Origin of the sequence: Saccharopolyspora gregorii (assembly GCF_024734405.1) — a bacterium.
GTDB lineage: Bacteria > Actinomycetota > Actinomycetes > Mycobacteriales > Pseudonocardiaceae > Saccharopolyspora_C > Saccharopolyspora_C gregorii.
The window spans coordinates 4,625,213-4,649,465 of record NZ_CP059556.1 but is presented as its reverse complement, the minus strand read 5'-3'; the positions used below and the strand labels follow the sequence as shown (position 1 = coordinate 4,649,465).

Genomic DNA, 24,253 nt, shown 5'->3' with positions numbered 1-24,253 from the left:
GAAAGTGCGTTTCCCCACTGTGGTGTGCCACGGCCGGCGGTTCCCGGAAGGGAGCCGCCGGCCGTCGCCGTTGCGGGGGGCCTCGTTCCTCAGCGGGCGAAGGAGATCTGCAGCGTGGGCTGCGTCGAGTCCGCGAAGAAGTCCTCCCCCTTGTCGTCGACGACGACGAACGCCGGGAAGTCCTCCACCTCGATGCGCCACACCGCTTCCATGCCCAGCTCCGGGTATTCCAGGACGTCGACCGACCGGATGCAGTCCTGCGCGAGCCGCGCGGCGGGGCCGCCGATGGAGCCGAGGTAGAACCCGCCGTGCTCGCGGCAGGAGGCGGCGACCTTCGACGAGCGGTTCCCCTTGGCCAGCATGACGAGCGAGCCGCCGGCCGCCTGGAACTGCTCCACGTAGGAGTCCATCCGCCCCGCGGTGGTGGGCCCGAAGGAGCCGGAGGCGTAGCCGTCCGGCGTTTTCGCCGGACCCGCGTAGTACACCGGGTGGTCGCGCAGGTACTGCGGCATCGGTTCGCCCGCGTCCAGCCGCTCGGCGATCTTGGCGTGCGCGATGTCGCGGGCGACGACGAGCGGTCCGGTCAGCGACACCCGGGTCTTCACCGGCAACTTCGAGAGCTCCGCGCGGATCTCGGCCATCGGCCGGTTCAGGTCGATGCGCACCACGTCGCTGGACAGCTGCTCGTCGCCGACTTCCGGCAGATACCGGGCGGGGTCGCGTTCGAGCTGTTCGAGGAACACGCCCTCGGGAGTGATCTTCGCCTTGGCCTGGCGGTCGGCGGAGCAGGACACGGCGACGCCGACGGGCAGCGAAGCGCCGTGCCGGGGCAGCCGGACGACTCGCACGTCGTGGCAGAAGTACTTGCCGCCGAACTGGGCGCCGATGCCGAACTGCCGGGTCATCTCCAGCACTTGCGCTTCGAGCTCGACGTCCCGCAGCGCGTGCCCGGACGGGGAGCCTTCGCGGGGCAAGCCGTCGAGGTAGCGGGCGGAGGCGAGCTTGGCGGTCTTGAGGTTGTGCTCGGCGGAGGTGCCGCCGACGACGATCGCCAGGTGGTAGGGCGGGCAGGCCGCGGTGCCCAGCGAACGCAGCTTCTCCTCCAGGAACCGGGCGAGCCGCGTCGGGTTCAGCAGCGCCTTCGTCTCCTGGTAGAGGAAGGTCTTGTTGGCGCTGCCGCCACCCTTGGCCATGAACAGGAACTCGTAGTGCGGGTCGGTGCCCGCCTTGTTGTACAGCTCGATCTGGGCCGGGAGGTTGCTGCCGGTGTTGCGCTCCTCCCAGAAGTTCAGCGGCGCCATCTGCGAGTACCGCAGGTTCAGCTCCTGGTAGGCGTCGAACACGCCGCGCGCCAGCCGCTGCTCGTCCTCGCCGCCGGTGAGGATCGTCTCGGTGCGCTTGCCGATGACGATGGCGGTACCGGTGTCCTGGCACATCGGCAGCACGCCACCGGCGGACACGCAGGCGTTGCGCAGCAGGTCGGTGGCGACGAACCGGTCGTTGGCGCTGGCCTCCGGGTCGTCGACGATGGCCCGCAGCTGCGCGAGGTGCGAGGAGCGCAGCAGGTGCTGGATGTCCTTGATCGCCGCGCTCGCGAGCGCGGTCAGCGCCTCGGGCGCCACTTCCAGGAAGCGCCGCCCGGCGGCTTCCACGGTGCGGATGCCCTCGGTGGTGAGCAACCGGTAGTCGGTGTCGTCCGGACCGAGCGGAAGGATCTCGGTGTGGTCGAACGTGGTGGTCACGACGCCGCTCCTTTGCGCGTTCGGGAATGCGGTGACGTTAACGCAACGGCGCGCGGAGCCGGACCGGGTCTGTCGGCAGGGGTCGGACACCTGCGAGGCTGTCGGACGGTAACCGAGCCGATGGGAGACGCCCTTGTCCACGACGGATCCGACCTCCGAGGCCCTCGACGGGTTGGTCAACCTGCGCGATCTCGGCGGATTGCCCGCCGAACCGGGGACCACCCGGGAGGGGATCGTGCTGCGCAGCGACGCCCCGCGCGCGGGGGACCGGGACCCGGAGGACGTGGCGTGGCCGCCGCGGCTGGTGCTGGACCTGCGGGACGCGTCGGAGCTGAACGGCACCGCGCACCCGCTGGCGCAGGTGGCGGAGGTGCACCAGATCGAGCTGCTCGCCGGCATCCACTCCACTGAGGTGGCGCATCCGCTGCCGGAGCTCTACCAGCTGGCGCTGCGGAACGCGGCGGACAAGCTGGTGCGGGTGTTCCGCCTGGTGCTGGCGGCGGAGGGGCCGGTGCTGGTGCACTGCGCGGCGGGCAAGGACCGCACCGGTGTGGTCTCGGCGATGCTGCTGAGCGCGGCGGGAGTCCGGTCGGACGCGATCATCGCGGACTACGTGCGGACGGACCGGAACATGTTCCGGGTGCTGCAGCGCCTGGAGATGGCGCCCGCGTTGCCGCCGGGCGTCAGCGAGGAGGACGTGCGGCACCTGATCTCGACGCCGGTGGAGGCGATCGAGGGCGTGCTGGCGACGTGGGCCGAGCACGAGGAGCACGCGGCGGGCTGGTTGCGCGCGCACGGCGTCACGGCGGACGAGATCGACCGCTGGCGCCGCAAGTTCCGCGACTGACGGGGGCCGGCCCGGACACCGGGTGGCCCGCCGCACGGACGGCCCTGCCGCGGCCCGCCCGGAGCACGGACGGTCCCGGAGCACGGACGCACCCGGTGCGATGACCGGCGCGGACAGGGCGAGAGGCCGGACCTGCCTCGGTGGGCGAGTCCGACCTCCCCTGGGATGCGTCCGGCCGGTCGCCCGGCCGGACGCGCACGTCCGTTCCTTCGGGTCGCCGCGGGTGCCGAGCGTCAGCTGGCGTAGGCCCGCAGCCGGTCGGCGCGGTCGCCCTGCCGCAGCTTGGACATGACCTCCCGCTCGATCTGGCGGACCCGCTCGCGGGAGAGCCCGAAGGCCTTGCCGATCTGGTCCAGGGTGCGCGGCTGGCCGTCGTCGAGGCCGTAGCGCATCCGGATCACCGACTGCTCCCGCTCCTCCAGCGTGCCCAGCACGCGGCGCAGGTCGTCCTGCAGGAAGCCGGAGATCACGGCGTTCTCGGCGTCGGCGGACTCGGCGTCCTCGATGAAGTCGCCCAGCGGGGCGTCCTCCTCGGCGCCGACCGGCATGTCCAGGCTCACCGGGTCCCGGGAGTGGTCGAGCAGGTCGGACACCTTCTCCGGGGTGAGCCCGCTCTCGGCGGCCAGTTCCTCGTCGGTCGCCTCGCGGCCCAGCTTCTGGTGCAGGTCGCGCTTGATCCGGGCCAGCTTGTTCACCTGCTCGACCAGGTGGACGGGCAGCCGGATGGTGCGGGACTGGTCCGCCATGCCGCGGGTGATGGCCTGCCGGATCCACCAGGTGGCGTACGTGGAGAACTTGAAGCCCTTGGTGTAGTCGAACTTCTCCACCGCGCGGATCAGCCCGAGGTTGCCCTCCTGGATCAGGTCCAGCAGCGGCATGCCGCGGCCGGTGTAGCGCTTGGCGAGGCTCACCACCAGCCGCAGGTTGGCCTCCATCAGGTGGTTCTTGGCCGACTGGCCGTCGCGCACCACCGCCCGCAGGTCGCTGCGCCGCTCGGGCGAGATCTTGCCGTCCGTCTCCAGCATGTGCTTCGCGAAGACGCCCGCCTCGATCCGCTTGGCGAGGTCGACCTCCTCCTGCGCGGTGAGCAGCGCGGTCCGGCCGATGCCGTTCAGGTAGACCCGCACCAGGTCGGCCGAGGGGCCCTGGTTGTCGAGGTCGGCGTCGGTGGCGGTCATGGTGTTGGTCTGCGGGACGGTCATTGAGCTCCCTCCCTGACGGGCTGGCTTGCGGGGCGTGCCCACGGCGCGGACTGGCGCTGTGGAGGACGCGTACGCTCGGTGTTGCGGGCCGAATGCCACGCCGTCCGGATGTGACGGTTGTGCTGTCTGGTGTCGTGCTGTCGGGTAGGACTGGTGCGTGTCCACGACGTGCCTCGTGTGGTTCCGGTGCGAGAACGGCCGTTCTGATCGGAACTCCACTCGACTCGCCGTCGAGCCGCCGCGTTGCGGTGGCGGCTCGGTGGACCGGGCTGTCGAAGCTTGGATACCTGGAAAACGAACGCACCCTTGAATTCGTTCCCGAACTGCTCGACCGTGAGACGTCGCGGCGGTCACATCCGTTGCTCCGCGAAGTCTGAGGATCAGCTGAGAACCGGCGTTACATTCACACGTCGATCAACAACGTGAATGGTCCGTCGTTGACGCTGTCCACTTCCATCATCGCGCCGAAGCGCCCGGTGGCCACCTGCGCGCCCCGCTCGCGCAGGCGTTCGACGACCTCCGACACCAGTGGTTCGGCCTGCTCAGGGCGGGCCGCCTCGGTCCACGACGGGCGGCGGCCCTTGCGGGTCGAGCCGTAGAGGGTGAACTGGCTCACCACCAGCAGCGGGGCTCCGGTGGTGGCGCAGGACTCCTCATCGCGCAACGCCCGCATCTCGTGCAGTTTGCGCGCCATATTCGCCGCCTGTTCGGAGCCGTCGGAATGGGTCACGCTCAATAGCACCAGCAGACCGCGTTCTTCGATCTTGCCGACGGTCTCCCCGCCGACCCGCACCGAGGCCCGCGTGACCCGGCTGACCACCGCCCGCATTACTCGCCGTCCGCCCATTCCGCCGGGATCACCATTCCGTGCCGCACCAGTTCCCGCAGCACCGGCACCGCGGCGCGGGAGAGCTCCGCGGCGTCCTCGCCCGCGCCGAGCGCGAGCAGCTCCACCAGGTCCCGCACCGGCAGCGCGCCCTGGCAGCCGGCGAGCAGCCGCACGCCGAGCTCGTCGACCTCGTGCTGCCAGCCCGGGCCGTCGGTGCGGTGCAGCCGGTGCACGAAGCGCTCCCAGCCCTCCTCGCCGTGCGCGGCGACCTCCTCCAGCACCGTCGAGGGCGCGGTGACCAGCCGCGCGTCCAGCAGCCCGTCGCCGGAGCCGTGCTCGCGCAGCCACTCCACCCGGCGCAGCCAGCCGTCGCTCTCCGGGCCCAGCGGGTCGTCGAAGGCCTGGCGGAGGTCCTCGCACACCACCTCGCCGCGCTCGGCGCCGCTGCGGCGCAGCGTGACGAACCCGAAGCCGACGCCGTCCACGTCGTTGGCGTCGAACCAGTCCAGCCACTCGGCGGCCTTGCGCCTGCCCGCGGGCGAGCGCGGGTCGAACCCGGCGTCGAGCAGCCAGGTGCCGACGTACAGCGCCGGATCGGCCACGTCGCGCTGCGCGAACCAGGCGTCCACCCCGCCCGGCGGCAGCCAGCGCGCCACCCGGTCCTGCCAGTCCTCCCCCTTGCGGTGCAGCCAGGACGCGAGCAGCTGCCCCGTGCCGCCCTCGTCGAGGAACGACGGCAGCTGGCGCACCACCAGCGCGCTCGCGTCGTCCCCGGCGAGCCCGGAGTCCCGGTACACGTAGTCGGTGCGCGGCGGACCGACCACGAACGGCGGGTTGCACACGATCTGGTCGAACCGCCGGCCGCGCACCGGTTCGAACCACTCGCCCTCGGCGAGCTCCACGTCGATCCGGTTGAGCCGGAACGTCGCCGAGGCCAGCGCCAGCGCTCGCGCGGACACGTCGGTCGCGGTGACCTGCCGCGCGTGCGTGCTGGCGTGCAGGGCCTGCACGCCGCAGCCGGTGCCCACGTCCAGCACCGAGCCGACCTGCCTGCGCGAGGTCGCCCGCACCAGGCTCAGCGAGGCGTGCCCGACCCCGAGCACGTGGTCGACGCCGGTCGCCCAGCCCTCCGGGCGCAGGTCGGCGTCGAGGTCGGAGACCACCCACCACGAGTCCTCGCCCGCGCTGTGCGGGCGGATGTCCAGCGCCGCGCGCAGCGCATCGCCTTCGGCGGCCAGCACGCCACCGGCGACGGCGTCGGCCACCGGCAGCGGCCGCAGCGCCGCGGCCACCTCGGCGGCCGGTTCGGCCTCGCCGAGCAGGAACAACCGCACCAGCGTGCCTAGCGGCCCGCCGTCCGCGGTCGCCCGCAGCGCGGGTACGGGTTCGCCCCGACCGAGCGCGGCGTGGGCCTGCGGCCCGAGCAGGTCCATGACGCCGTCGGCGTCGTAGCCGACCTCCTGGAAGGCGGCGCGGAGGCGGTCGAGGACGTCGTTCGAGAGATCCGGAATCACGCGCCCGATCCTCACACGCCCCGCGGAACGGCCTGCGCAGGGACGCGCGGAACCCCGCGTGCGATCCTGGCCGCATGAGCCGGACGCTGCACCTGACCCAGAACGCCGAGGCCGACGCGCTGCTCTCGGAAGACCCGCTGGCGTTGCTGCTCGGGATGCTCCTCGATCAGCAGGTGCCGATGGAGTGGGCCTTCGCCGGCCCCAAGGTCCTCCTTGATCGCCTCGGCGAGCTCGACGCCCGCGGCATCGCCGAGATGGACCCGGAGGAGTTCGCGGCCACCTGCGCCACCCCGCCCGCGATCCACCGGTTCCCCGGCTCGATGGCCAAGCGGGTGCAGGCGGTGTGCGCGTACCTGGTGGAGCACTACGACGGCGACGCCGAACGGATCTGGACCGACGGGGACCCGGACGGGGCCCGGGTGCTCGCCCGGCTCAAGGCGCTGCCCGGATACGGCGACCAGAAGGCGCGGATCTTCCTGGCGCTGCTCGGCAAGCAGTGGCAGGTGCACCCGGACGGCTGGCGGGAGGCCGCGGGCGCCTACGGGGATCCGGAAGCCCGCCGCTCCATCGCCGACGTCGTCGACCAGGAGACCCTGGACGAGGTCCGCTCCTGGAAGAAGGCCCAAAAAGCAGCCGCCAAGAAGAAGTGATCCGGGTCTTCGAACTCGGGTCGGGTAGGGCTCGGGTGGCGGAACCTCAGTGTTCTCCTCGCTGCGGGATCTTTTTCCCGAGTGGCTCCGCCACGAGGGAAAAAGCTGTCCTCGCGAGGAGAACGCTGAGAACCCGCGGGTGGTCCGGTTGATCGGGTGGGCGTTGGCTCAGCGGCTTCGCCGCTGACAGGAAAGGGATACGACCCGACGGGCGGGTTCGAACAGGTGTCCGGACCGATCAAGCCGCTTGTTGGGAGGACGGGGACTGGTAGCGGTCCACGTACTCCTGGTCGGACAGCTCCGAGATGGCGTACATGATCTCGTCGGTGATGGACCGCAGCACCGGCAGCGACCCCTCCATGCCGTGGTAGCGGGAGAAGTCCAGCGGTGCGCCGAACCGGACCTCGACGCGGGTGAGCCGCGGCACCTTCGCCCCGATGGGCAGCAGCCGGTCGGTGCCGTGCAGCGCCACCGGCACCACCGTCGCCGCCCCGCTCAGCGCCAGCCGGGCCACTCCGGTCCGGCCGCGGTAGAGGCGTCCGTCGGGGGAGCGGGTGCCTTCGGGGTGGATGCCGAACGCGCCGCCGTCGGCGAGGACCCGCTCGGCCGCGCCCAGCGCCTCCTTCGCGGCCCGCCCGCGCCCGCGCTCCACCGGGATGGCTCCGAGCGACCGGAACACGCCTCCGACGAGCCGGTTCTTGACCCCGCCGCCCTGGAAGTACTCGGCCTTCGCCAGGAACGCCACCGGCCGGGGGACCACCAGCGGGACGATGAAGCTGTCGGCCACCGACAGGTGGTTCACCGCGAAGATGACCGGGCCATCGGCAGGAACCTGCTCGGCACCGGTGACCTTCGGGCGGTACACCGCCCGCGCCACCGAACCGAGCACCCGTTTCGTGAGCATGTACAACATCGCGCAGCCTCCCCGTCCGTCTCTCCCGCCACCCCAGAACCTACCGCCGCCGCAGGTCGCCGCGGTCGCCGCCGGGTCAAGTCCACGTGAAACCCGTGGATCGGGTGCGGCGGCGGTCACCCCGCGACCAGGGTGTCGGAGCCGCGGGCCGAGTGGGACGATGGAGGACGTGGAGGTGGTGTCGTGAGCAGCACTCGGCACGGCGACGACACCCCGGTGCTGATCACCGAGGCGCAGCCGTCCTACGACGATCAGCAGGCGGAGCGCCGCCGCAGGTACGCGATCATGATGTCGATGCGCATCCCGTGCCTGATCGCGGGCGCGGCGTGCTACCAGATCTGGTGGCTGGCGTTGATCATCGTGGCGATCTCGATCCCGCTGCCGTGGATGGCGGTGCTCATCGCCAACGACCGCCCGCCGCGCAAGAGCGAACAGGTCAACCGCTACCAGCAGTCGGCGCGCGCGCTGGAATCCCGCGACCACCGGGTGATCGACGATTCCTGAACCGGTTCCGGCGCCCGAGGTGCGCGGCGCCCGCCGGGCGCGGTGCGGCATCATGGGGTGATGAGCACGATGACGCTTCCGGAGACCGACGTCCGGCCGGAGACCACGGACCAGACCCAGGACGACCGTCCAGAGGTCTTCCACTACGTGCAGAAGGACAAGATCGCCGAGAGCGCGGTCATGGGCACGTACGTGGTGGCGCTGTGCGGCGAGGTGTTCCCGGTGACGAAGTCGGCGAAGCCCGGCTCGCCGGTGTGCCCGGACTGCAAGAAGGTCTTCGAAGGCCTGCCCCCCGGTGGTGGCGACGACGACTGAGCCGGGTTGCTCAGCGGCTCGCCGGTGCCGGGGAGCCGCTGAGAGCCGGACCGGCTAGGACTCCTCGTCGGGGTCCGGTTTCTCCTGCGCGAGCGCGGTGGTCACGATCGTCGTCGGCGGGTCGACGGCGGCGCGTGGCCGCTCGTCCTTCGCCCGCCAGGCCCGGTAGCCCTCCTCGGTGCGCAGCTGCTGCTCGGCGCGGCGCATCTCCAGGCGCCGCCACTTGCGCCGCTCCCGGCGGGTCATCTTCGCCGGCCACAGTTCCTGCAGCGCCTGGTTGAACTGGGCGCCGATGATGATCGCCAGGCCGATGAAGAACGCGAACAGCAGGAACGCGATCGGCGTGGCCAGCGCCCCGTAGGTGTAGCCGGTGCCGGTCACCCAGGTGATGTACCAGCGGAGCCCGACGCTGGAGCACAGGAACACCACCATCGCCACCAGCGCGCCCGGCACCCCGCGGTGCCACGGCAGCTTCCGCGGCAGCGCCACCTTGTACAGCGTGGCCAGCGCCAGCACCAGCAACAGGCCGGTGGCGGGGAAGTAGAAGACCTGGATCAGCCACGCCACGTCGTCCTGCATCGACGGCGGGAACACCGTCGGCAGCCACTCCGGGCCGAGCGCGATCACCGGCAGTCCGACGACGGCCAGCAGCAGCGCCGCCAAGTAGAGCAGCAGCGCGAAGATCCGCTGCCACACGCTGTGTCGCACCGTGTACTGGTCGTAGGCCATGGTGATCGAGTCCACCAGCGAGGCCAGCGCCGAGGACCCCGCCCACAACGACAGCAGGAAGCCCACCGACACGATCTCGCTGCGCCCCTTGGTGAGGATGTCCTCCACCGTCGGCCCGATGATCTGGTCCACCACGTTGCCGCTGAACACCGCGCGCGCCCCGGCGAGGATCTTGCCGTGCACCGCGTCCACGACGGCGGGCCCGAACCAGTCCCCCAGGAACCCGAGGCTGCCCAGCAGCCCCAGCAGCAGCGGCGGCATCGACAGCGTCTGCCAGAACGCGGCCGCCGCCGACTCCGAGAAGATGTTGTCCCACCACGCCTTGTCGATGGTGCGCCAGATCAGCTGCAACGGCCCTCGTCGCGGGCGGGTGCCGGCGGTGGCGGCCCAGCCCTGCTCGGGCGGCGACTGGGCGTCCTCCTCCGGCGCGCGCGCATCGGAGGGCTCCGGCCGTCGGCCGTGCTGGCCGGGCCGCTGGCTGTTACCGGTCGGACCTGAGGAACCCATCGCGGCTACAAGGATGCTGCATGCGAACGACGAGCGGGCGTGGACCCGGCGAACCGGGAGTGTCAGCGCGATCTCGATCCGGCTCGCGGGTCGGTGCGCCCGGTCACGGGAGGCGGGGCGGTAGGCTGCGAGTCGCCCTCGGCGGATCTCCCGCTCGGCGCGGAGCCGCGCGGCGGGACGGGTGGACGGGTTCCACCGGGCCGCCGGGGCGTCTCGCGCCCGGCCGGTGATCCGCAGGTACGCGCCGCGCGCATCGCGAGGGGGAGAAGGCTCAGGAAGGAGCGGCGAGCAAGCGTGTCCGAGGCACAACTCGATCCAGTCCGATCTGTGCTCAGCGACCCGTCGCAGGCCGCCCAGCGCCCGCTGCGCGCCTGGCAGCGCCGGGCGCTGGCGAAGTACCTCTCCAGCAACCCGCAGGACTTCACCGCCGTCGCCACGCCCGGTGCGGGCAAGACGACGTTCGGTCTGCGCATCGCCGCGGAGCTGCTGGCGGACCGGACGGTGGAGTCGGTGACGGTGGTCGCCCCCACCGAGCACCTCAAGCACCAGTGGGCGATGGCCGCGGGCGGCGCCGGGATCCCGCTGGACCCGGACTTCCGCAACTCCGACGGCTTCACCTCCAGCGATTACCGCGGCGTGGTGGTCACCTACGCGCAGATCGCCGCGCACCCCACGCTGCACCGGGTCCGCACCGAGCGGCGCAAGACCCTGGTGATCCTGGACGAGGTCCACCACGCGGGCGACGCGAAGTCGTGGGGCGACGCGACGCGCGAGGCGTTCACCCCGGCGGTGCGGCGCCTGGCCCTGACCGGTACCCCGTTCCGCAGCGACGACACGCCGATCCCGTTCGTGAACTACGAGCCGGACGCCGACGGGTCGATGCGCAGCAAGGCCGACAGCTCCTACGGCTACTCGGACGCGCTGCGCGACGGCGTGGTGCGCCCGGTGATCTTCCTGGCGTACTCGGGGGAGACCCGGTGGCGCACCAACGCGGGCGACGAGTTCTCCGCGCGCCTCGGTGAGCCGCTCACCGCGGAGCAGACCGCGCGGGCCTGGCGCACCGCGCTGGACCCGGCGGGGGAGTGGATCCCCGCGGTGCTGCAGGCCGCGCACACCCGGCTGCAGCAGCTGCGCAACGGCGGGGTGCCGGACGCGGGCGGGCTGGTGATCGCCTCCGACCACGTCACGGCGAAGGCGTACGCGAAGACGCTGGAGCGGATGACCGGCACGACGCCGACGGTGGTGCTCTCCGACGACCCGAAGGCCTCCGGCCGCATCGCCGAGTTCGCCGATTCCGACGGCGAGTGGATGGTCGCGGTCCGGATGGTCAGCGAAGGTGTCGACGTCCCGCGGCTGGCCGTCGGCGTCTACGCCACCAGCGCCTCCACCCCGCTGTTCTTCGCGCAGGCCGTCGGCCGCTTCGTCCGCGCCCGGCGCCCGGGGGAGACGGCGAGCATCTTCCTGCCCAGCGTGCCGGTGCTGCTGGAACTGGCCAGCCAGCTCGAAGCCGAGCGCGACCACGTGCTGGGCAAACCGCACCGGGAGAAGGACGGCTGGGAGGACGAGCTCCTCGCCGACGCGAACCGCACCAAGGACGAGCCGGGCGAGGAGGAGAAGGCGTTCACCTCGCTGGGTGCCGACGCCGAGCTCGACCAGGTGATCTACGACGGTTCCTCGTTCGGCACCGCCGCGTTCGGCACCAGCGAGGACGAGCAGGACTACCTGGGCCTGCCCGGGCTGCTCGAACCGGACCAGGTGCGAGCGCTGCTGCGCCAGCGCCAGGAGCAGCAGCTGGAGACCGTCGGCAAGCGCGAGGCCGCGGACAAGGAGCAGAAGGCCGCGGAACGCGCCGAGCAGGCCGAGCAGGCCCGCCGCCCGCAGAGCGTGCAGGAACGGCTGAAGGGGCTGCGCAAGGAGCTCAACACGCTCGTCTCGCTGCACCACCACCGCACCCGCAAACCGCACGGCAAGATCCACAACGAGCTGCGCCGGATCTGCGGCGGCCCGCCCACCGCGATGGCCACGGTCGAGCAGCTGGAGGAGCGGATCGCCACCCTGCGGTCCTGGTGAGGACCCGCTGCGGACGGTGTCCGATCGCGACCCCGGTGTGATCGCCCGTGCCTACCCTGCTCCCCATGGCATTCGACGTGGAGAAGGTGCGGGCCCGGTACCCGGCGCTGTCCGACGGCCGGTCCTGGCTCGATTCGGCGGGCGGGACGCAGGTCCCGCAGCAGGTGATCGACGCGGTGGCGGAGCTGCTGGCGCGCGGCGTCTCGAACGTGGGCGGGGCCTTCGCCTCCAGCCGCCGGGCGGTGTCCGTCGTGGCCGAGGCGCGCGCCGCCCTGGCCGACCTGACCGGCGCGCCCGGCCCGGAGTGCGTGGTGTTCGGGCCGAGCACCACGGCGCTGGTCTACCGCTTCGCCGGGGTCCTCGCGGCGGGCTGGCGCCCGGGCGACGAGGTGGTGGTGACCGAGCTCGACCACGACTCCAACGTGCGCCCGTGGGTGCAGCATGCGCAGCGGGCCGGGGCGACCGTGCGGTTCGCCCCGATCGACCCCGACACGGGGGCGCTGGCCGCCGAGCGGGTGGTGGAGCTCATCGGGGAGCGGACCAGGCTGGTCGCGGTCACGGCGGCGTCGAACCTGGTCGGCGACGTTCCCGACGTCGCGGCGATCACCCGGCGGGCCCGCGAGGTGGGGGCGACCAGCTTCGTCGACGGCGTGCAGCACTGCCCGCACGCCGAGGTGGACCTCGCCGCGCTCGGTGCCGATTTCTACGCGACCAGCGCCTACAAGTGGTCCGGCCCGCACCTGGCGGCCGTGGTGGCGGCCGACCCGTGGTCGCTGGAGACGTTGAACCCGGACAAGCTGCTGCCCTCGCCGGACGCGATCCCGACCCGGTTCGAGCTGGGCACCGCGCCGTTCGAGTTGCTGGCGGGGGTGACCGCCGCCGTCGACCACCTCGCCGAGCTGGACCCGGCGGCCACCGGAACCCGCCGGGAGCGGCTGCTCGCGAGCCGCCGTGCGGTCGTCGCCCACGAGGACCGGCTGGCCGCGCTGCTGTTCGACGGGCTCGCCGAGCTGCCGCACGTGCGCCGGGTCGGCCGGCCCACCGGTCGGTGCACGCCGATCGCGGCGTTCACCGTGCCCGGCCGCGCCCCGACCGAGGTCGCCGGATCGCTCGCCGAGCGGGGCATCAACGTGTCCGCCGGACACGGCTACGCGTGGCAGGCGGTGCGCGCGCTCGGCCTCGGCGAGGCGGGCGCGGTGCGCGCCGCGCTGTGCCACTACAGCGAGGAGGCCGACGTGCGGCGTCTGCTGGCCGCGCTCGGCGACCTGGCCTGACCACCGCGCGTCGGGGTGGCCGCCCCGGAACGCCGAGGGCCCCGGAGAACCAGGTTCTCCGGGGCCCTCGGGTCGGGTGTCGTTACTGCTCGTCCTGCTGGAGTTCGGCGTCCATTTCCCGCAAGCGCGGCTCGAACTCCCGGCCGTGGTGCCCGCAGAACAACAGCTCCCCACCGGATGGCAGTACGGCGCGAAGCTTCGCAGCGGCCCCGCAGCGGTCGCAGCGGTCGGCGGCGGTCAGCTCGGGGCGGGTGAGCGTTCCAGGCATCGTGATCTCCCTCCGTCCCGGCGCCGGGTCGTACCCCGACGCCCTCGATCCTGCTGCGACCACCGGTGGCCCACTGGCGGCGGGGCCGGTGCTCGCTTACCCCACTCTTGCAGACGCACAGCCGTACGTCAGTGTTCCCGAGCGGAGTGGCGACCGTCGTCACGTCGAAGTACCCGCTTGCCGCAGCATCGGTAGCGGAGCGTGGCAATCCCGGCACGGAGCCGTTTTCGAGTCCACTGACCAGGGAAAATGGTGAACCTCGAATTGCGCCGACCGGCGTTTCGTGCGTACCGGCGGTGCGCATTCCCGGCTCCGGGCGCGAACCGTTCTGCTGCAAGCGAACGACCCGCACGCCTGGGATGCGTCGAATTCCCGAGATTCGCTGTGTGATGAATCACGTTCCGATTCCCCGCGAATTCCGGCGAATCCGGCGTGGAACCGCCGTGGAGGAGCCTCCGCGGCGGAACGTTCCGGTCTCGGTCCGCCAGGATCTCCGCGGCGGGACCGTGCGGATCGATCGCGCTGAGCGGCCACCAAGCCGCACCGGTGCCGTCGACCGATCGCGCGGATCGCCCCGACGAATCCGGGCGTCCGAGCTCCGGGCGAGGCGGACTGCTCCGGCCGGGAGAGCGACCGCGGTCGGCCCACGGCCGCCGCGATCACCTAACCGAGCGGGTCCGTGGGCGAACCACCGCGGCCGAGCAACGGCCGTGTCGTCCGCATCGAGCGGTTCGCGCACGTGCAGCGCGCACCGGAGAGTCGTGCGTACATCCTGGACATGGTGGTTCACCCACTTCCACGCATCTCGGAGGTTCAGTCTTCCGACCGGCTCATGCTGTCACGAACGGTGACCGAGCCGGAAGATCCATGACCCGATCGTACGAGCACGTGCCGCTCCCCGTCCGGTTCCTCGCACCAGCCGGCGGGCCACTTGCGGCGGACCCCGTCGGCGGGCGGCGTCGCGCACGCGCCGGTCAGGGCGGCCTCGGTGTGCGTGCCGAAGTCGACCTCGCCCGCGAACAGGGCACCGCGGAAGTTCGCGCCCTGACCGTCGAAGCTCACCCGCCGGAAGTCCGCCAGCCCGGTGAACCGCGCGGACCGGAAGTCGGCCTGCTGCTCGAACACGGCGCCGCGGAACACGCCGGGACCGTCGAAGCGGGCCCCGGCGAACGTCGCCCGCCGCACCCGGCAGCGGGTGAACCGGAACGTGCTCAGCACCGCGCCCGCCAGGTTCAGCCGGATGTCCGGCCAGAACAGCTCGGCGGTGTCCTCGTCGGCGCGCAGGTGCGCGGTCAGCACCAGTTGGGCGGTGTCCCGCACTTCCCGCTCCAGGGCGGGGTCGGCGTCGTCCGCGCCCGACGTGGCGGCGGGCATCCGCAGTAGGCGCACAGCAGGTCCACGATGGTCTGCCGGTGCTCCGGGTCGCCCTGGGCGAGCCGTTCCAGCGCGAAGATCCCGGCCAGCCGCACCGGTGCCTTGTCGCTGCCCAGCTGGTCCGCGGCCCGGCCGTACAGCTCGGTCACCCTGGCCTCGGCCGAGTCGTGGCTCTTGATCTCGATGTCCAGCTCGGTGGACCGCTGCTTGCGCGCGGTCAGCAGCAGGCCGGCCGCCCCGCCACCGCCGAGGACGATGCTGAACGCGGTGCGAATGGCGTCCAGCCGAGTCCCGGCCTCCGGCCCGGTGCTGCTCACCAGCCCCCACAGCGCGATGATCGAGATCAAGCCCAGCAGCACCAGCCCGATCCCCCAGCCCGCGATCGCCGCGTTGGACAGCACTTCGGGCCGCTGCGCGCTCCGCCGTTCGCTCACCACTCGATCATGTGGCTCCGGCGCGCGGTCGAGCCACCGAACGACCCGACGCCACCCGGATGCGCGGCGACGACCGCGCGGGGTGACCGCGCTCCCGGATTCGCCGAACCACCCCGCCGGACCGCGGCGTCTCGATAATCTCCGCGGGTGATCACCGAACATGTCGGCGTGTCGGCGCTGACCCACGTGCACGCCCGCCCCGGTGGCCGGGGAGTGCTGCGCTTCGACCAGCAGGGCTGGACCCTGCACCGCACCGCCTTCGCCTGGCCCGACCTCAAACGGCTGATGATCTGGGTGGTCGTCGGCACCTGGGTGCTGGCGGTGCTGGCCATGCCGTTCCGCGAACGGCTGAAGCACGACGACACCGCCCAGCTGGTCGCCGCGATCATCGGGATGCCCATGTTCCTGATCCTGGTCGGCCTGCTGCTGTACTGGCTGGTGAACCTGCTCGCCGAGGTCCTGTCGATCGTGTTCGCCGTTGTCACCCTCGGGCACTTCCACCGGAACCCGCCGCGCTGGCTGCAGCGGTTGCGCGCCGCCCGGGGCCGCAAGTCCGCACCCGGCGAACCGTCCGCGCCGGTCGCCGCGCACCGCTACGACTCCGTCGTCGAAGGCCGCGTGCTGCACCGGTTCCGCCGCACCGTCGTGCTGCTGCGCACCACCGACGGGCGCACGCTGCGCTACCGCACCTGGGGGTTCGCCGGACGGACCCGGCTGCTCGGCGACGCCTTCGCCGAGCACCTCGCCGACCGGCTCCGCTGAGCGGGAGCAGACCCGGACCCGCCTCGAACGCACAGGAGGCCGGTACCCCGCGGGGTACCGGCCTCCAATGCGGTTCGGGAACTCAGTCCAGGTAGTCGCGCAGCACCTGGGACCGCGACGGGTGACGCAGCTTCGACATCGTCTTCGACTCGATCTGCCGGATGCGCTCGCGCGTCACCCCGTAGACCTGGCCGATCTCGTCCAGCGTCCGCGGCTGGCCGTCGGTGAGGCCGAAGCGCAGCCGCACCACGCCCGCCTCCCGCTCGGACAGCGTCGCCAGCACCGACTGCAGCTGGTCCTGCAGCAGGGTGAACGACACGGCGTCGACGGCGACGACCGCCTCGGAGTCCTCGATGAAGTCGCCGAGCTGGCTGTCGCCCTCATCACCGATCGTCTGGTCCAGCGAGATGGGCTCCCGGGCGTACTGCTGGATCTCCAGCACCTTCTCCGGGGTGATGTCCATTTCCTTCGCGAGTTCCTCGGGCGTGGGCTCGCGGCCCAGGTCCTGCAGCAGCTCGCGCTGGATGCGACCCAGCTTGTTGATGACCTCGACCATGTGCACCGGGATGCGGATGGTGCGGGCCTGGTCGGCCATCGCGCGGGTGATGGCCTGCCGGATCCACCAGGTGGCGTACGTGGAGAACTTGTAGCCCTTGGTGTAGTCGAACTTCTCCACCGCGCGGATCAGCCCGAGGTTGCCCTCCTGGATCAGGTCCAGGAACGCCATGCCGCGGCCGGTGTAGCGCTTGGCGAGGCTGACCACGAGCCGGAGGTTGGCCTCCAGCAGGTGGTTCTTGGCCCGCTCGCCGTCCCGGACGATCCAGCGCAGGTCGCGCTTCATCTGGAACGTGAGCTTCTCGTCGGCCTCCTCGGCCTGGCGGAGCCGCTCGGCGCCGTAGAGGCCGGCCTCGATCCGCTTGGCGAGTTCGACCTCCTCCTCGGCGTTGAGCAGCGCGACCTTGCCGATCTGCTTCAGGTAGGCGCGCACCGAGTCGGCGGAGGCGGTGAGCTCGGCGTCCTTGCGGGCCTGCCGCAGCGCCTCGGACTCCTCCTCGTCCCAGACGAAGTCGGAGTCGGTCTTGCCGTCCTCGTCCTCGGGGACGGTCGGCTCCTCCGGGATCTCCACTTCGACCTCGGCGAGGTCACCCACGTCGGGCGAGGTCAGGTCGGTCTCGATCGGTTCGTCGATCTCCAGACCTTCGCCGTTCTTGGCGGTGTTCTTCGCACCGGCCTTGCCCGCGCCGGACTTGGCCGGAGCGGCCTTGGTGCCCTTCTTGGCCGCCGGCTTCGCGGCGGTCTTGCGACCCGCCGACTTCGCGGCTGTCGCGGACTTGGCCTTCGCCGCGCCGGTACCGGCCTGGCCGGTCTCTTGCGCGGACGCCTCGGTCTGGGACTGGGATGCGGACTTGGCCGACGAAGACTGGCCACCGCCGGCGGTTGCAGCGGAGCTGGAGCGTCGGGTTGCGGTTTCTGCGGCTGCCACGTACGCCCTTTCGCGACGGTCGATCAGGGCAGGCCGGAGGGCGCGAAACCTCGGCCGCCAGAGGTCGGGGACGACCCACCTGCCAGAACTTCCGAAGCGGAGTCGATTTCGGCTGAACGCCTGTTCCGGCGCCGTGCCGGAGGTTCCGGATGAGGTCGGTCGTGTTCCATTGTAACCGCGACGGTGGAGTGCGGTTCCGCTGCAAGGCGGAGATCGGTCCCGTCCCAGCGCAACGCGGTCCTTCCGAGATCACTCGGACGGACGTACCGGGGAAACGCCACGACATCGCCCCGGCCGCCGTCGAGATCAGTCTCCGAGCGCCGCCGCGGCCGTGGCCGCGCCGACGATGCCCGCGTCGTTCTTCAACGTCGCGGCCACGATCGGCGTGCGGACGTCCAGCAGCGGGAGCCACTTGTGCGCCTTCTTGCTGACCCCGCCGCCCGCGATGAACAGGTCCGGCCAGAGGAACTTCTCCAGGCCCTGGACGTAGCGGCTCACCCGCGGCGCCCACTCCGGGTAGCTGAGGTCCAGGTCGTCCTTCACCGAGGCGGCGGCCTGCTTCTCCGCGTCGTGCCCGTCGACCTCGATGTGCCCGAACTCGGTGTTCGGGACCAGCTTGCCGTCCAGGAACATCGCGCTGCCGATGCCGGTGCCGAAGGTCAGCACGACCACCAGCCCGTTCCGGCCCGCCCCTGCGCCCGAGCGCATCTCGGCGAGGCCGGCGGCGTCGGCGTCGTTGAGCACGACCACCTGATCGCGCGACTTGCCGAGCCGTTCCGCGAACAGCGCCTGCGCGTCGGTGCCGATCCAGCTCTTGTCGATGTTCGCCGCCGAATGGGCGACACCCTCCTTGATCACGCTGGGCAGGGTGACGCCGACCGGGCCGGACCAGCCGAACTTCTCGACGATCTCCGCGACCGCGTCGGCCACCGCGTCCGGTGTCGAGGGGTGGGGGGTGGGGATTCGCATGCGTTCTTCGGCCAGCACACCACCGTCGATGTCCACCGGACACCCCTTGATGCCGGACCCGCCGATATCCACGCCGAAACCGCGGGCAGTGCCCATGCCCGATCCTTCCTATTCGATTCAGAACGAGGTGTGCAGACCTTATCCGCGCTGTGCTGCGATGTGAACGTGGGATTGACAGCTGACATGGACAACGAAACCCTCCGCGCCGTCGCGACGCAGGTCGCGGGCGAGGCGGCCGAGCTGGCGAGCACGATTCGTGACGAATCGGTGACCGGCGGTGCGGTGCGGACCAAGAGCACGGAGACCGATGTCGTCACCGAGGCCGACCGGGCGGCCGAGCGGCTCGTGCGGGACCGGCTCGCCGAGCTGCGCCCCGGCGAATCGGTGCTCGGCGAGGAGGAAGGCGGCGCGGGAGCGCTGGACGGGCTGCGCTGGGTCGTGGACCCGATCGACGGAACCGTGAACTACCTCTACGGCTACCCCTGGTACGCCGTGTCGCTGGCCGCGCAGGTCGACGGCCGATCCGTCGCCGGGGCCGTGGTGGAGCCGGTTTCGGGCCGGGTGTGGAGCGCGGCCGAGGGCGGCGGTGCGTTCTGCGGCGAGGAGCGGCTGCGCGCCTCCGCCGCGGACCGGCTCGACCTGGCCCTGGTGGGCACCGGGTTCGCCTACGACGTCGAGCGGCGCCGCGGCCAGGCCGCGGCGACCGGCAGGCTGCTGGGGCGGGTGCGCGACATCCGGCGTTCGGGCGCGGCCTCGCTGGACCTGTGCGCGGTCGCGGCGGGCTGGCTCGACGCCTACTACGAGGTCGGGTTGAAGCGGTGGGACTGGGCGGCCGGAGCGCTCATCGCGCAGGAGGCCGGTGCGCTGCTGCGGTTGCCCGCGGCCGGGACGTCCGACGGACTCGGCGACGAGGCGATGGTCTGCGCGGCGCCGGGCCTCGCCGACCGGCTGACCGCGGTGCTGCGCGAAGTGGGGGCGTTCGAGGTGTGAACGCCACGATGCCCGCCTGCCGTCCGGGACGGCAGGCGGGCATCGCCGCGTTCGGGGAGCCGGTGCCGGCTCAGCAGGCCACGTCGCGGGCGGCTTCCAGCAGCTCCTCGTCGATCTGCGGCGCCCGGACCTCCTGCTCGGCGGCGCCCTGCGGCTCCCGGTTCTTCAGCTCCTGCAGGATCTGCCGGGCCTCCGGCTTGTTCCGGATGTCCCGGAAGTCCTTGCCCAGCGCCAGGTCCAGCGTGTCGCCGTTGCGGTCGTCGCGCACCAGCTGCGCGCACGGGACCATCAGGCTCAGCGTGCGGGCCGCGCTCGCCCCGGCCGCGCCGAAGCGGATCTGGCCGTGGCAGTCGAGGTCGTAGTTCGGGTAGACCGGGTCGTTGTCCGGCTCACCGCCGGGCGCGAAACCGTAGTTCGTCAGCTCCTGGCTGATGAGACCGGCCTGGTTGGCCTCGCCGTTGCCGTTGAGCACCCGCACCTTCACGTCGTGGGCCGGGATGGGGTTGGTGCGGTCCAGCGCGTCGCGGGGCAGCATCTGGCCCAGCGCGGGCGGTTCCTGCTGCGGATCGGCGTCGGGTTCGGGCGGCGCGGTCGGCGCGCCCGGGACGGTGCACCGGGTGGCGGTCTCGACGTCCTCGGTGGTCTCGAAGACCCGGGTCCACATCAGACCGGACAGGACGACCAGCAGCCCCAGCACGAGCAGAGCTGGCAGCGGTCGCCGTCGCCGGTATCGGGGGCCTTGGGCGCCCCAGCGTGAAGTCGCGGCTGACACGTCCTGCCACTCTCCTCTTGCCGTCATCGGATCGGACGTTGCGCGATCAGCCTAGGCGTTGGCGGTCGGTTCCGCGTCGCCGGACAGGCCGTCGTGTCGCACTCGTTGCGTCTGCTGAAGCAGACGTTCGGGTGATCTTGTCGGATGCCTCGGTGCAGTGCACACCACACATATGGGTGACCTCATGCGTCTGCGGTTCGAGGATGGGCTACCCTCTCGGCGCCTCGGGCAGTGACGGGGAGCGAGAGCGGCTCGTTTCAGGGGGAACTTGGGGCGCAGCAGGCGAGATCACCGTCACGCATGCCTCCGGGCACAAATGAGAGCCCTGGAACGTTTACCAGCGGCACACCATTGCAGTCTCCACTATCGCAGGGGTGAATCACGATGGCGACCGACTACGACGCTCCGCGCCGCAGCGAGTCCGAGGAAATGACGGAAGACTCGTTGGAGGAGCTCAAGGCGCGGCGCAACGAAGCGCAATCCGGCGTCGTCGACGCCGATGAATCGGAGATCGCGGAGAACTTCGAGTTGCCGGGAGCCGATCTGTCCGGTGAGGAGATGACCGTCAAGGTCCTGCCCAAGCAGGCCGACGAGTTCACCTGCTCCAGCTGCTTCCTGGTGCACCACCGCAGCAGGCTGGCCGAGGAGCGCAACGGCGGCCTGATCTGCCGCGACTGCGCTGCCTGAGCAGTACCGGACGGGGGTCCGCAGGCGGGGTGGCCTGCGGTGACGCCCGGACGGGCCTGGTGGCGAGGGCGACCTGGAGGGGCGTTCTCGCGGTCGGGCCACGGCTGTCCGGGCGCAGCACGACCCGGCGGCTTCGGACCGGTGGGCCACCGGTCCGGGGCGGGCTGATCGGCTGCGGCGAGTCGGCGGACGCGGCGAATGGGAACGGCGAAGACCGAACACGGACCTGGGCTCACGAGTGGTCGTGCGCCCAGGTTTGTTGTTTTCGCCGGCCGACCGCCGCCGGCGGCGCGGTGTGCTCTGCGGATCCGCTCAACTCCGCAATGCGGCGGCCAATTGCTCCGGACGGCGGGAACTCACCACCCAGTAGGGGGTGGGGTCGTCTTCGTCGTCGAGCCAGATCCGCACCGATGCGGGCGCCCAGGGCCGGTGCACCACGAATGCGGCCGGATCGAGTTCCGGGCCCAGCGCGCGCCGCTTCTCCGCGGCGGGCACCACCTCGGCGTCCTCGATGAAGCGCAGCGGCACGTGCGCGTCGCCGACCCACAGCTCCCCGCCGGTGACCTCGATCTTCGTCCGGCCGAGCCACAGCGGGACCGCCACCGCGATCGGCAGCAGCAGCACGTACGGCAGCCACGCCCGGATCCCCGGATAGCCCATGTGCACCTCGGCGGCCAGCAGGCCCGCCATCACCAGCGGCAACGGCCAGGTCCACCAGGCCGCGTACAGCCGTTCCCGGTAGGTCCGCGACTCGCCGACGTTCCCCTGACCGGGGGCGTCCGCGGCGGGGCTGGTTGCTTCTGCGCTCTCCGACACGCCTCCAGGGTAGTCTCGCCGCCCGTGCCGAACGTGAAGGTCCTGCTGACCCGTCTCGACCCCGAAGTGCCGATCCCGTCGTACGCCCGGCCCGGTGATGCCGGTGCCGATCTGGTGACGACCAGCGACCTCGTGCTGCGCCCCGGCGAGCGAGCGCTCGTCGGCACCGGCGTCTCGCTCGCGTTACCCGAGGGGTACGCCGGGTTCGTGCACCCCCGTTCCGGGCTGGCCGCGCGCGCCGGGTTGGGGGTGGTGAACTCCCCGGGCACGATCGATTCCGGGTACCGCGGTGAGATCAAGGTCTGCTTGATCAATCATGATCGTGCTGAGACCTTGTCGCTGCGGCGCGGCGACCGCATCGCCCAGCTGGTCGTGCAGCGCGTGGAGTGCGCGGTGTTCGAAGAGGTCGAGGCGCTGCCCGAATCGCAGCGGGGGACCGGTGGCCACGGATCCACCGGCGGGCACGAGGTGCTGACGGGACCGGCGTCCGCCGGTTCCGAGCACAGGACGGAGGTCTGAGGGGATGTTCGGATTGGGCCGTCGCGGGCGGGACTCGCGGCAGGACGAGGGCGTGCCGGCGGAGAGCGCGGAGGCCGCCGGGTCGGAGTCGGGCCTGGGGCCCTACGACCTCGGTGAGCTGCCCGCGGGCGACGAGGTCGAGCGGCTGGACCTGGGTTCGGTGCGGCTGCCGGTACCGGAGGGCAGCCAGCTGCAGGTCGAGGTGGACCCGGCGGGCCCGGTGCGCGCGGTGCACCTGGTGACCCGGGTGGGCCGGTTGACCATCAGCGCGTTCGCCGCGCCGCGCAGCGCCGAGCTGTGGCCGGAGGTCCGCGCCGAGCTGACCGCGCAGCTGCGCCGGGACGGCGCCACGGTCCACGAGGAGGACGGCGAGTGGGGCCGCGAGCTGGTCGGCGACTCGCCGCGCGCCGCACTGCGGTTCGTCGGCGTCGACGGCCCGCGCTGGATGGTCCGCGGGGTGGCCGCCGGCCCGGCGGAGACCGCGGAGGCCTGCTCGAAGCTGCTGTACACGGTGCTCGACGAGACCGTGGTGGTCCGCGGCGAGGACCCGCTGCCGGTGCGCACGCCGCTGCCGATCGAGCTGCCCGAATCCATCGCGCGGCACATCCAGCAGGCGCAGAACGGCGAGCAGCAGCAGGCCTGATTCCGAAGTTGATCACGCTTTCGAGTGATCGACTTCGTTTTGGCGCCAGGGTGGCGACGCGCGGCTGAGCACGGGCTACGCTGGTGTTCGGAGCGCGCAGCAGTGCCCCGAGAAGTCATCGGAAGACCCGGTGGCCCGCCGTTCCGACGGGCCTCCGCCGATCGTGTTCAGTCCCAGGCGTACGTGGAGCGCTAGCGATGAGCAACACCGGGGGCGGCTACTGGCGCCGCCTCATGCGTCGGTTGACCAGCGACGTCGCCGAGCTCGACGCCGACGACCTCTCCGAGCGCGCGCAGGCGGACGGGGCGCAGCGCGCCTGCGACTGCCGGTGCGGCCAGGAGGCCGTGGTGCTGGGCAGGCTGCGCAGCGTGGACATGTCCCCGAAGAACTCCGCTCCGACGCTGGAAGCCGAACTGTTCGACGGCACCGAAGGCGTGACGCTGGTGTGGCTGGGGAGGCGCCGGATCACCGGCATCGAACCGGGCCGCACCATCAAGGCCCGCGGCCGGATCGCGGTCCGGGACGGCTGCAAGGTGCTGTACAACCCCTACTACGAGTTGCAGAACACCGCATGAGCGAACGCGAGACACCGGCGGCCGACCACCAGCGGCCCGCCGCCGAGCCCGAGACCGGGCAGGTGCCACCGGGCGCCGCGGACGACGCCGCGACCCCGTTGTCCGAGAAGACCCTGCTGGAGCAGATGGGCGGGGTCTCCGGCCTCGCCTACTCGGCCGTGCCGATCGTGGTGTTCGTGCTGGTGAACGCGTTCACCGGTATGATGCCGGCGATCTGGTCGGCGATCGGCCTGGCGGTGGCGATCGCGGTGTGGCGCCTGGTGCGCAAGGAGCCGCTGCAGCCCGCGATCTCCGGGGTGCTGGGCGTGGCGGTGTGCTCGTTCATCGCCTACCGCTCCGGGGACGCCAAGGGCTTCTTCCTGCTGGGCATCTGGACCAGCCTGGTGTACGGCGGCGTGTTCCTGCTGTCGGTGCTGGCGCGCTGGCCGCTGGTGGGCGTGGCCTGGTCGGCGCTGAACTCGCTGGGCTTCGGCTGGCGCAAGCAGCGGGCGGCGCTGCGCGCCTACGACATCGCCACGCTCGCGTGGGTGGTCGTGTTCGCCGCCAAGTACGTGGTGCAGCAGTGGCTGTACAACGCGGACGAGACCGCGTGGCTCGGGTTCGCGCGGATCGCGATGGGCTACCCGCTGACGGTGCTGGCGCTGCTGGTGACCGTGTGGGCCGTTCGCCGCGCCTCGAAGATCGCGCAGGAGGCCGCGGACCGCGAGCAGGCCGAGCGCGACGCGGCCGACCGGGCCGCCTACGCCCGCCACACCCTGCCCGAAGGCGAGAACTGAGCTCCTCCCGCCGCCGCTCGCCGCGGGGACGGGTGAACCTCAGGCGCGTCCTCGCCGCGGGATCGTCGGTCGGGGGAGCGCCTTCCCCG

General features: G+C 71.9%; 26 protein-coding genes. 13 read left to right on the top strand and 13 right to left on the bottom strand.

Annotated features, from left to right (window positions below; genetic code table 11):
• Positions 1-89: 89 nt before the first annotated feature.
• A complete protein-coding gene (locus H1226_RS20235) occupies positions 90-1,742 on the bottom strand; it encodes a fumarate hydratase (RefSeq protein ID WP_258342086.1) in 1,653 nt (550 codons plus the stop codon).
• 133 nt (positions 1,743-1,875) lie between these two features.
• On the opposite strand from H1226_RS20235, the gene H1226_RS20230 reads away from it, so the two are divergent.
• The gene (locus H1226_RS20230) at positions 1,876-2,589 is read left to right on the top strand and encodes a tyrosine-protein phosphatase (protein ID WP_224955388.1); all 714 of its coding nucleotides are present in this window, start codon (positions 1,876-1,878) and stop codon (positions 2,587-2,589) included.
• Positions 2,590-2,822: 233 nt separating this feature from the next.
• Here the strand turns inward: H1226_RS20230 and H1226_RS20225 are convergent, their stop codons facing one another.
• The 3 genes from H1226_RS20225 to H1226_RS20215 all read right to left on the bottom strand — a co-directional run bounded on the left by H1226_RS20225 (position 2,823) and on the right by H1226_RS20215 (position 6,134).
• Positions 2,823-3,791 (bottom strand): sigma-70 family RNA polymerase sigma factor, encoded by a 969-nt coding sequence (locus H1226_RS20225; RefSeq protein WP_224955389.1) that lies wholly within the window; start codon positions 3,789-3,791, stop codon positions 2,823-2,825.
• 403 nt (positions 3,792-4,194) lie between these two features.
• Complete coding sequence (gene dtd, locus H1226_RS20220) at positions 4,195-4,620, bottom strand: D-aminoacyl-tRNA deacylase (protein ID WP_258342085.1); 426 nt, start codon at positions 4,618-4,620, stop codon at positions 4,195-4,197.
• Positions 4,620-6,134, bottom strand: coding sequence for a DUF7782 domain-containing protein (locus H1226_RS20215; RefSeq protein WP_258342084.1), 1,515 nt, complete (start codon positions 6,132-6,134; stop codon positions 4,620-4,622). Before H1226_RS20215 ends, dtd begins: the two co-directional genes overlap by 1 nt.
• 74 nt (positions 6,135-6,208) lie before the next feature.
• Here H1226_RS20215 and H1226_RS20210 point away from each other — a divergent pair, with 74 nt between their 5' ends.
• Positions 6,209-6,784: an HhH-GPD-type base excision DNA repair protein gene (locus H1226_RS20210; protein WP_258342083.1), complete on the top strand. Its 576-nt coding sequence runs from the start codon at positions 6,209-6,211 to the stop codon at positions 6,782-6,784.
• 238 nt (positions 6,785-7,022) lie between these two features.
• On the opposite strand, the gene H1226_RS20205 is transcribed toward H1226_RS20210, so the two are convergent.
• Positions 7,023-7,697 carry a lysophospholipid acyltransferase family protein gene (locus tag H1226_RS20205; protein ID WP_258342082.1) on the bottom strand — a complete coding sequence of 225 codons (675 nt, stop codon included), beginning with the start codon at positions 7,695-7,697 and terminating at the stop codon, positions 7,023-7,025.
• Positions 7,698-7,880: 183 nt separating this feature from the next.
• Here H1226_RS20205 and H1226_RS20200 point away from each other — a divergent pair, with 183 nt between their 5' ends.
• Positions 7,881-8,201: a DUF3099 domain-containing protein gene (locus H1226_RS20200; protein ID WP_258342081.1), complete on the top strand. Its 321-nt coding sequence runs from the start codon at positions 7,881-7,883 to the stop codon at positions 8,199-8,201.
• A 60-nt stretch (positions 8,202-8,261) separates the two neighbouring features.
• Entirely contained in the window at positions 8,262-8,516 is a 255-nt protein-coding gene (locus tag H1226_RS20195; RefSeq protein ID WP_224955395.1) for a DUF3039 domain-containing protein, read from the top strand.
• A gap of 54 nt (positions 8,517-8,570) precedes the next feature.
• Here the strand turns inward: H1226_RS20195 and H1226_RS20190 are convergent, their stop codons facing one another.
• Positions 8,571-9,752, bottom strand: a complete 1,182-nt coding sequence (locus H1226_RS20190; RefSeq protein ID WP_258342080.1) for a YihY/virulence factor BrkB family protein — start codon at positions 9,750-9,752, stop codon at positions 8,571-8,573.
• 327 nt (positions 9,753-10,079) lie between these two features.
• On the opposite strand from H1226_RS20190, the gene H1226_RS20185 reads away from it, so the two are divergent.
• Both H1226_RS20185 and H1226_RS20180 read left to right on the top strand, forming a co-directional pair.
• Entirely contained in the window at positions 10,080-11,822 is a 1,743-nt protein-coding gene (locus H1226_RS20185; RefSeq protein WP_224955404.1) for a DEAD/DEAH box helicase, read from the top strand.
• 65 nt (positions 11,823-11,887) lie between these two features.
• The gene (locus H1226_RS20180) at positions 11,888-13,096 is read left to right on the top strand and encodes a cysteine desulfurase-like protein (protein ID WP_258342079.1); all 1,209 of its coding nucleotides are present in this window, start codon (positions 11,888-11,890) and stop codon (positions 13,094-13,096) included.
• A gap of 82 nt (positions 13,097-13,178) precedes the next feature.
• On the opposite strand, the gene H1226_RS20175 is transcribed toward H1226_RS20180, so the two are convergent.
• The 3 genes from H1226_RS20175 to H1226_RS20165 form a co-directional block, all read right to left on the bottom strand.
• Positions 13,179-13,364, bottom strand: a complete 186-nt coding sequence (locus H1226_RS20175; RefSeq protein ID WP_224955398.1) for a DUF7455 domain-containing protein — start codon at positions 13,362-13,364, stop codon at positions 13,179-13,181.
• 813 nt (positions 13,365-14,177) lie between these two features.
• Complete coding sequence (locus tag H1226_RS20170; RefSeq protein ID WP_258342078.1) at positions 14,178-14,738, bottom strand: pentapeptide repeat-containing protein; 561 nt, start codon at positions 14,736-14,738, stop codon at positions 14,178-14,180.
• Positions 14,657-15,172, bottom strand: a complete 516-nt coding sequence (locus H1226_RS20165) for a hypothetical protein (RefSeq protein ID WP_258342077.1) — start codon at positions 15,170-15,172, stop codon at positions 14,657-14,659. Before H1226_RS20165 ends, H1226_RS20170 begins: the two co-directional genes overlap by 82 nt.
• Positions 15,173-15,319: 147 nt before the next feature.
• On the opposite strand from H1226_RS20165, the gene H1226_RS20160 reads away from it, so the two are divergent.
• The gene (locus H1226_RS20160; protein WP_258342076.1) at positions 15,320-15,934 is read left to right on the top strand and encodes a hypothetical protein; all 615 of its coding nucleotides are present in this window, start codon (positions 15,320-15,322) and stop codon (positions 15,932-15,934) included.
• Between the two features lie 82 nt (positions 15,935-16,016).
• On the opposite strand, the gene H1226_RS20155 is transcribed toward H1226_RS20160, so the two are convergent.
• Together H1226_RS20155 and ppgK are read right to left on the bottom strand one after the other, a co-directional pair.
• Positions 16,017-17,417, bottom strand: coding sequence for an RNA polymerase sigma factor (locus H1226_RS20155; RefSeq protein ID WP_258342075.1), 1,401 nt, complete (start codon positions 17,415-17,417; stop codon positions 16,017-16,019).
• Between the two features lie 306 nt (positions 17,418-17,723).
• Positions 17,724-18,482, bottom strand: coding sequence for a polyphosphate--glucose phosphotransferase (gene ppgK, locus H1226_RS20150; protein WP_224955406.1), 759 nt, complete (start codon positions 18,480-18,482; stop codon positions 17,724-17,726).
• A gap of 87 nt (positions 18,483-18,569) precedes the next feature.
• Here ppgK and H1226_RS20145 point away from each other — a divergent pair, with 87 nt between their 5' ends.
• The gene (locus H1226_RS20145) at positions 18,570-19,376 is read left to right on the top strand and encodes an inositol monophosphatase family protein (RefSeq protein WP_258342074.1); all 807 of its coding nucleotides are present in this window, start codon (positions 18,570-18,572) and stop codon (positions 19,374-19,376) included.
• Positions 19,377-19,446: 70 nt separating this feature from the next.
• Here the strand turns inward: H1226_RS20145 and cei are convergent, their stop codons facing one another.
• Positions 19,447-20,175, bottom strand: coding sequence for an envelope integrity protein Cei (gene cei, locus H1226_RS20140; protein WP_224955408.1), 729 nt, complete (start codon positions 20,173-20,175; stop codon positions 19,447-19,449).
• Positions 20,176-20,532: 357 nt separating this feature from the next.
• Between cei and H1226_RS20135 the strand changes: the two genes are divergently transcribed.
• A complete protein-coding gene (locus tag H1226_RS20135; protein ID WP_224955409.1) occupies positions 20,533-20,835 on the top strand; it encodes a DUF4193 domain-containing protein in 303 nt (100 codons plus the stop codon).
• Between the two features lie 312 nt (positions 20,836-21,147).
• Here the strand turns inward: H1226_RS20135 and H1226_RS20130 are convergent, their stop codons facing one another.
• A complete protein-coding gene (locus tag H1226_RS20130; RefSeq protein WP_258342073.1) occupies positions 21,148-21,651 on the bottom strand; it encodes a DUF3093 domain-containing protein in 504 nt (167 codons plus the stop codon).
• Between the two features lie 24 nt (positions 21,652-21,675).
• On the opposite strand from H1226_RS20130, the gene dut reads away from it, so the two are divergent.
• The 4 genes from dut to H1226_RS20110 all read left to right on the top strand — a co-directional run bounded on the left by dut (position 21,676) and on the right by H1226_RS20110 (position 24,164).
• Positions 21,676-22,170 (top strand): dUTP diphosphatase, encoded by a 495-nt coding sequence (dut, locus tag H1226_RS20125; RefSeq protein WP_224955411.1) that lies wholly within the window; start codon positions 21,676-21,678, stop codon positions 22,168-22,170.
• Positions 22,171-22,174: 4 nt separating this feature from the next.
• The gene (locus H1226_RS20120) at positions 22,175-22,813 is read left to right on the top strand and encodes a DUF3710 domain-containing protein (RefSeq protein ID WP_224955412.1); all 639 of its coding nucleotides are present in this window, start codon (positions 22,175-22,177) and stop codon (positions 22,811-22,813) included.
• A 197-nt stretch (positions 22,814-23,010) separates the two neighbouring features.
• The gene (locus H1226_RS20115) at positions 23,011-23,388 is read left to right on the top strand and encodes an OB-fold nucleic acid binding domain-containing protein (RefSeq protein WP_258342072.1); all 378 of its coding nucleotides are present in this window, start codon (positions 23,011-23,013) and stop codon (positions 23,386-23,388) included.
• Positions 23,385-24,164, top strand: coding sequence for a DUF3159 domain-containing protein (locus H1226_RS20110; RefSeq protein WP_373689967.1), 780 nt, complete (start codon positions 23,385-23,387; stop codon positions 24,162-24,164). Before H1226_RS20115 ends, H1226_RS20110 begins: the two co-directional genes overlap by 4 nt.
• Positions 24,165-24,253 lie beyond the last annotated feature (89 nt).

Coding starts and splice junctions, on each gene's coding strand:
- H1226_RS20225 (WP_224955389.1), bottom strand. CDS start 3,791: ATGACCGTCCCGCAGACCAACACCATGACCGCCACCGACGCCGACCTC.
- dtd (WP_258342085.1), bottom strand. CDS start 4,620: ATGCGGGCGGTGGTCAGCCGGGTCACGCGGGCCTCGGTGCGGGTCGGC.
- H1226_RS20210 (WP_258342083.1), top strand. CDS start 6,209: ATGAGCCGGACGCTGCACCTGACCCAGAACGCCGAGGCCGACGCGCTG.
- H1226_RS20205 (WP_258342082.1), bottom strand. CDS start 7,697: ATGTTGTACATGCTCACGAAACGGGTGCTCGGTTCGGTGGCGCGGGCG.
- H1226_RS20195 (WP_224955395.1), top strand. CDS start 8,262: ATGAGCACGATGACGCTTCCGGAGACCGACGTCCGGCCGGAGACCACG.
- H1226_RS20190 (WP_258342080.1), bottom strand. CDS start 9,752: ATGGGTTCCTCAGGTCCGACCGGTAACAGCCAGCGGCCCGGCCAGCAC.
- H1226_RS20180 (WP_258342079.1), top strand. CDS start 11,888: ATGGCATTCGACGTGGAGAAGGTGCGGGCCCGGTACCCGGCGCTGTCC.
- H1226_RS20175 (WP_224955398.1), bottom strand. CDS start 13,364: ATGCCTGGAACGCTCACCCGCCCCGAGCTGACCGCCGCCGACCGCTGC.
- H1226_RS20170 (WP_258342078.1), bottom strand. CDS start 14,738: ATGCCCGCCGCCACGTCGGGCGCGGACGACGCCGACCCCGCCCTGGAG.
- ppgK (WP_224955406.1), bottom strand. CDS start 18,482: ATGGGCACTGCCCGCGGTTTCGGCGTGGATATCGGCGGGTCCGGCATC.
- H1226_RS20145 (WP_258342074.1), top strand. CDS start 18,570: ATGGACAACGAAACCCTCCGCGCCGTCGCGACGCAGGTCGCGGGCGAG.
- cei (WP_224955408.1), bottom strand. CDS start 20,175: ATGACGGCAAGAGGAGAGTGGCAGGACGTGTCAGCCGCGACTTCACGC.
- H1226_RS20135 (WP_224955409.1), top strand. CDS start 20,533: ATGGCGACCGACTACGACGCTCCGCGCCGCAGCGAGTCCGAGGAAATG.
- H1226_RS20120 (WP_224955412.1), top strand. CDS start 22,175: ATGTTCGGATTGGGCCGTCGCGGGCGGGACTCGCGGCAGGACGAGGGC.
- H1226_RS20115 (WP_258342072.1), top strand. CDS start 23,011: ATGAGCAACACCGGGGGCGGCTACTGGCGCCGCCTCATGCGTCGGTTG.
- H1226_RS20110 (WP_373689967.1), top strand. CDS start 23,385: ATGAGCGAACGCGAGACACCGGCGGCCGACCACCAGCGGCCCGCCGCC.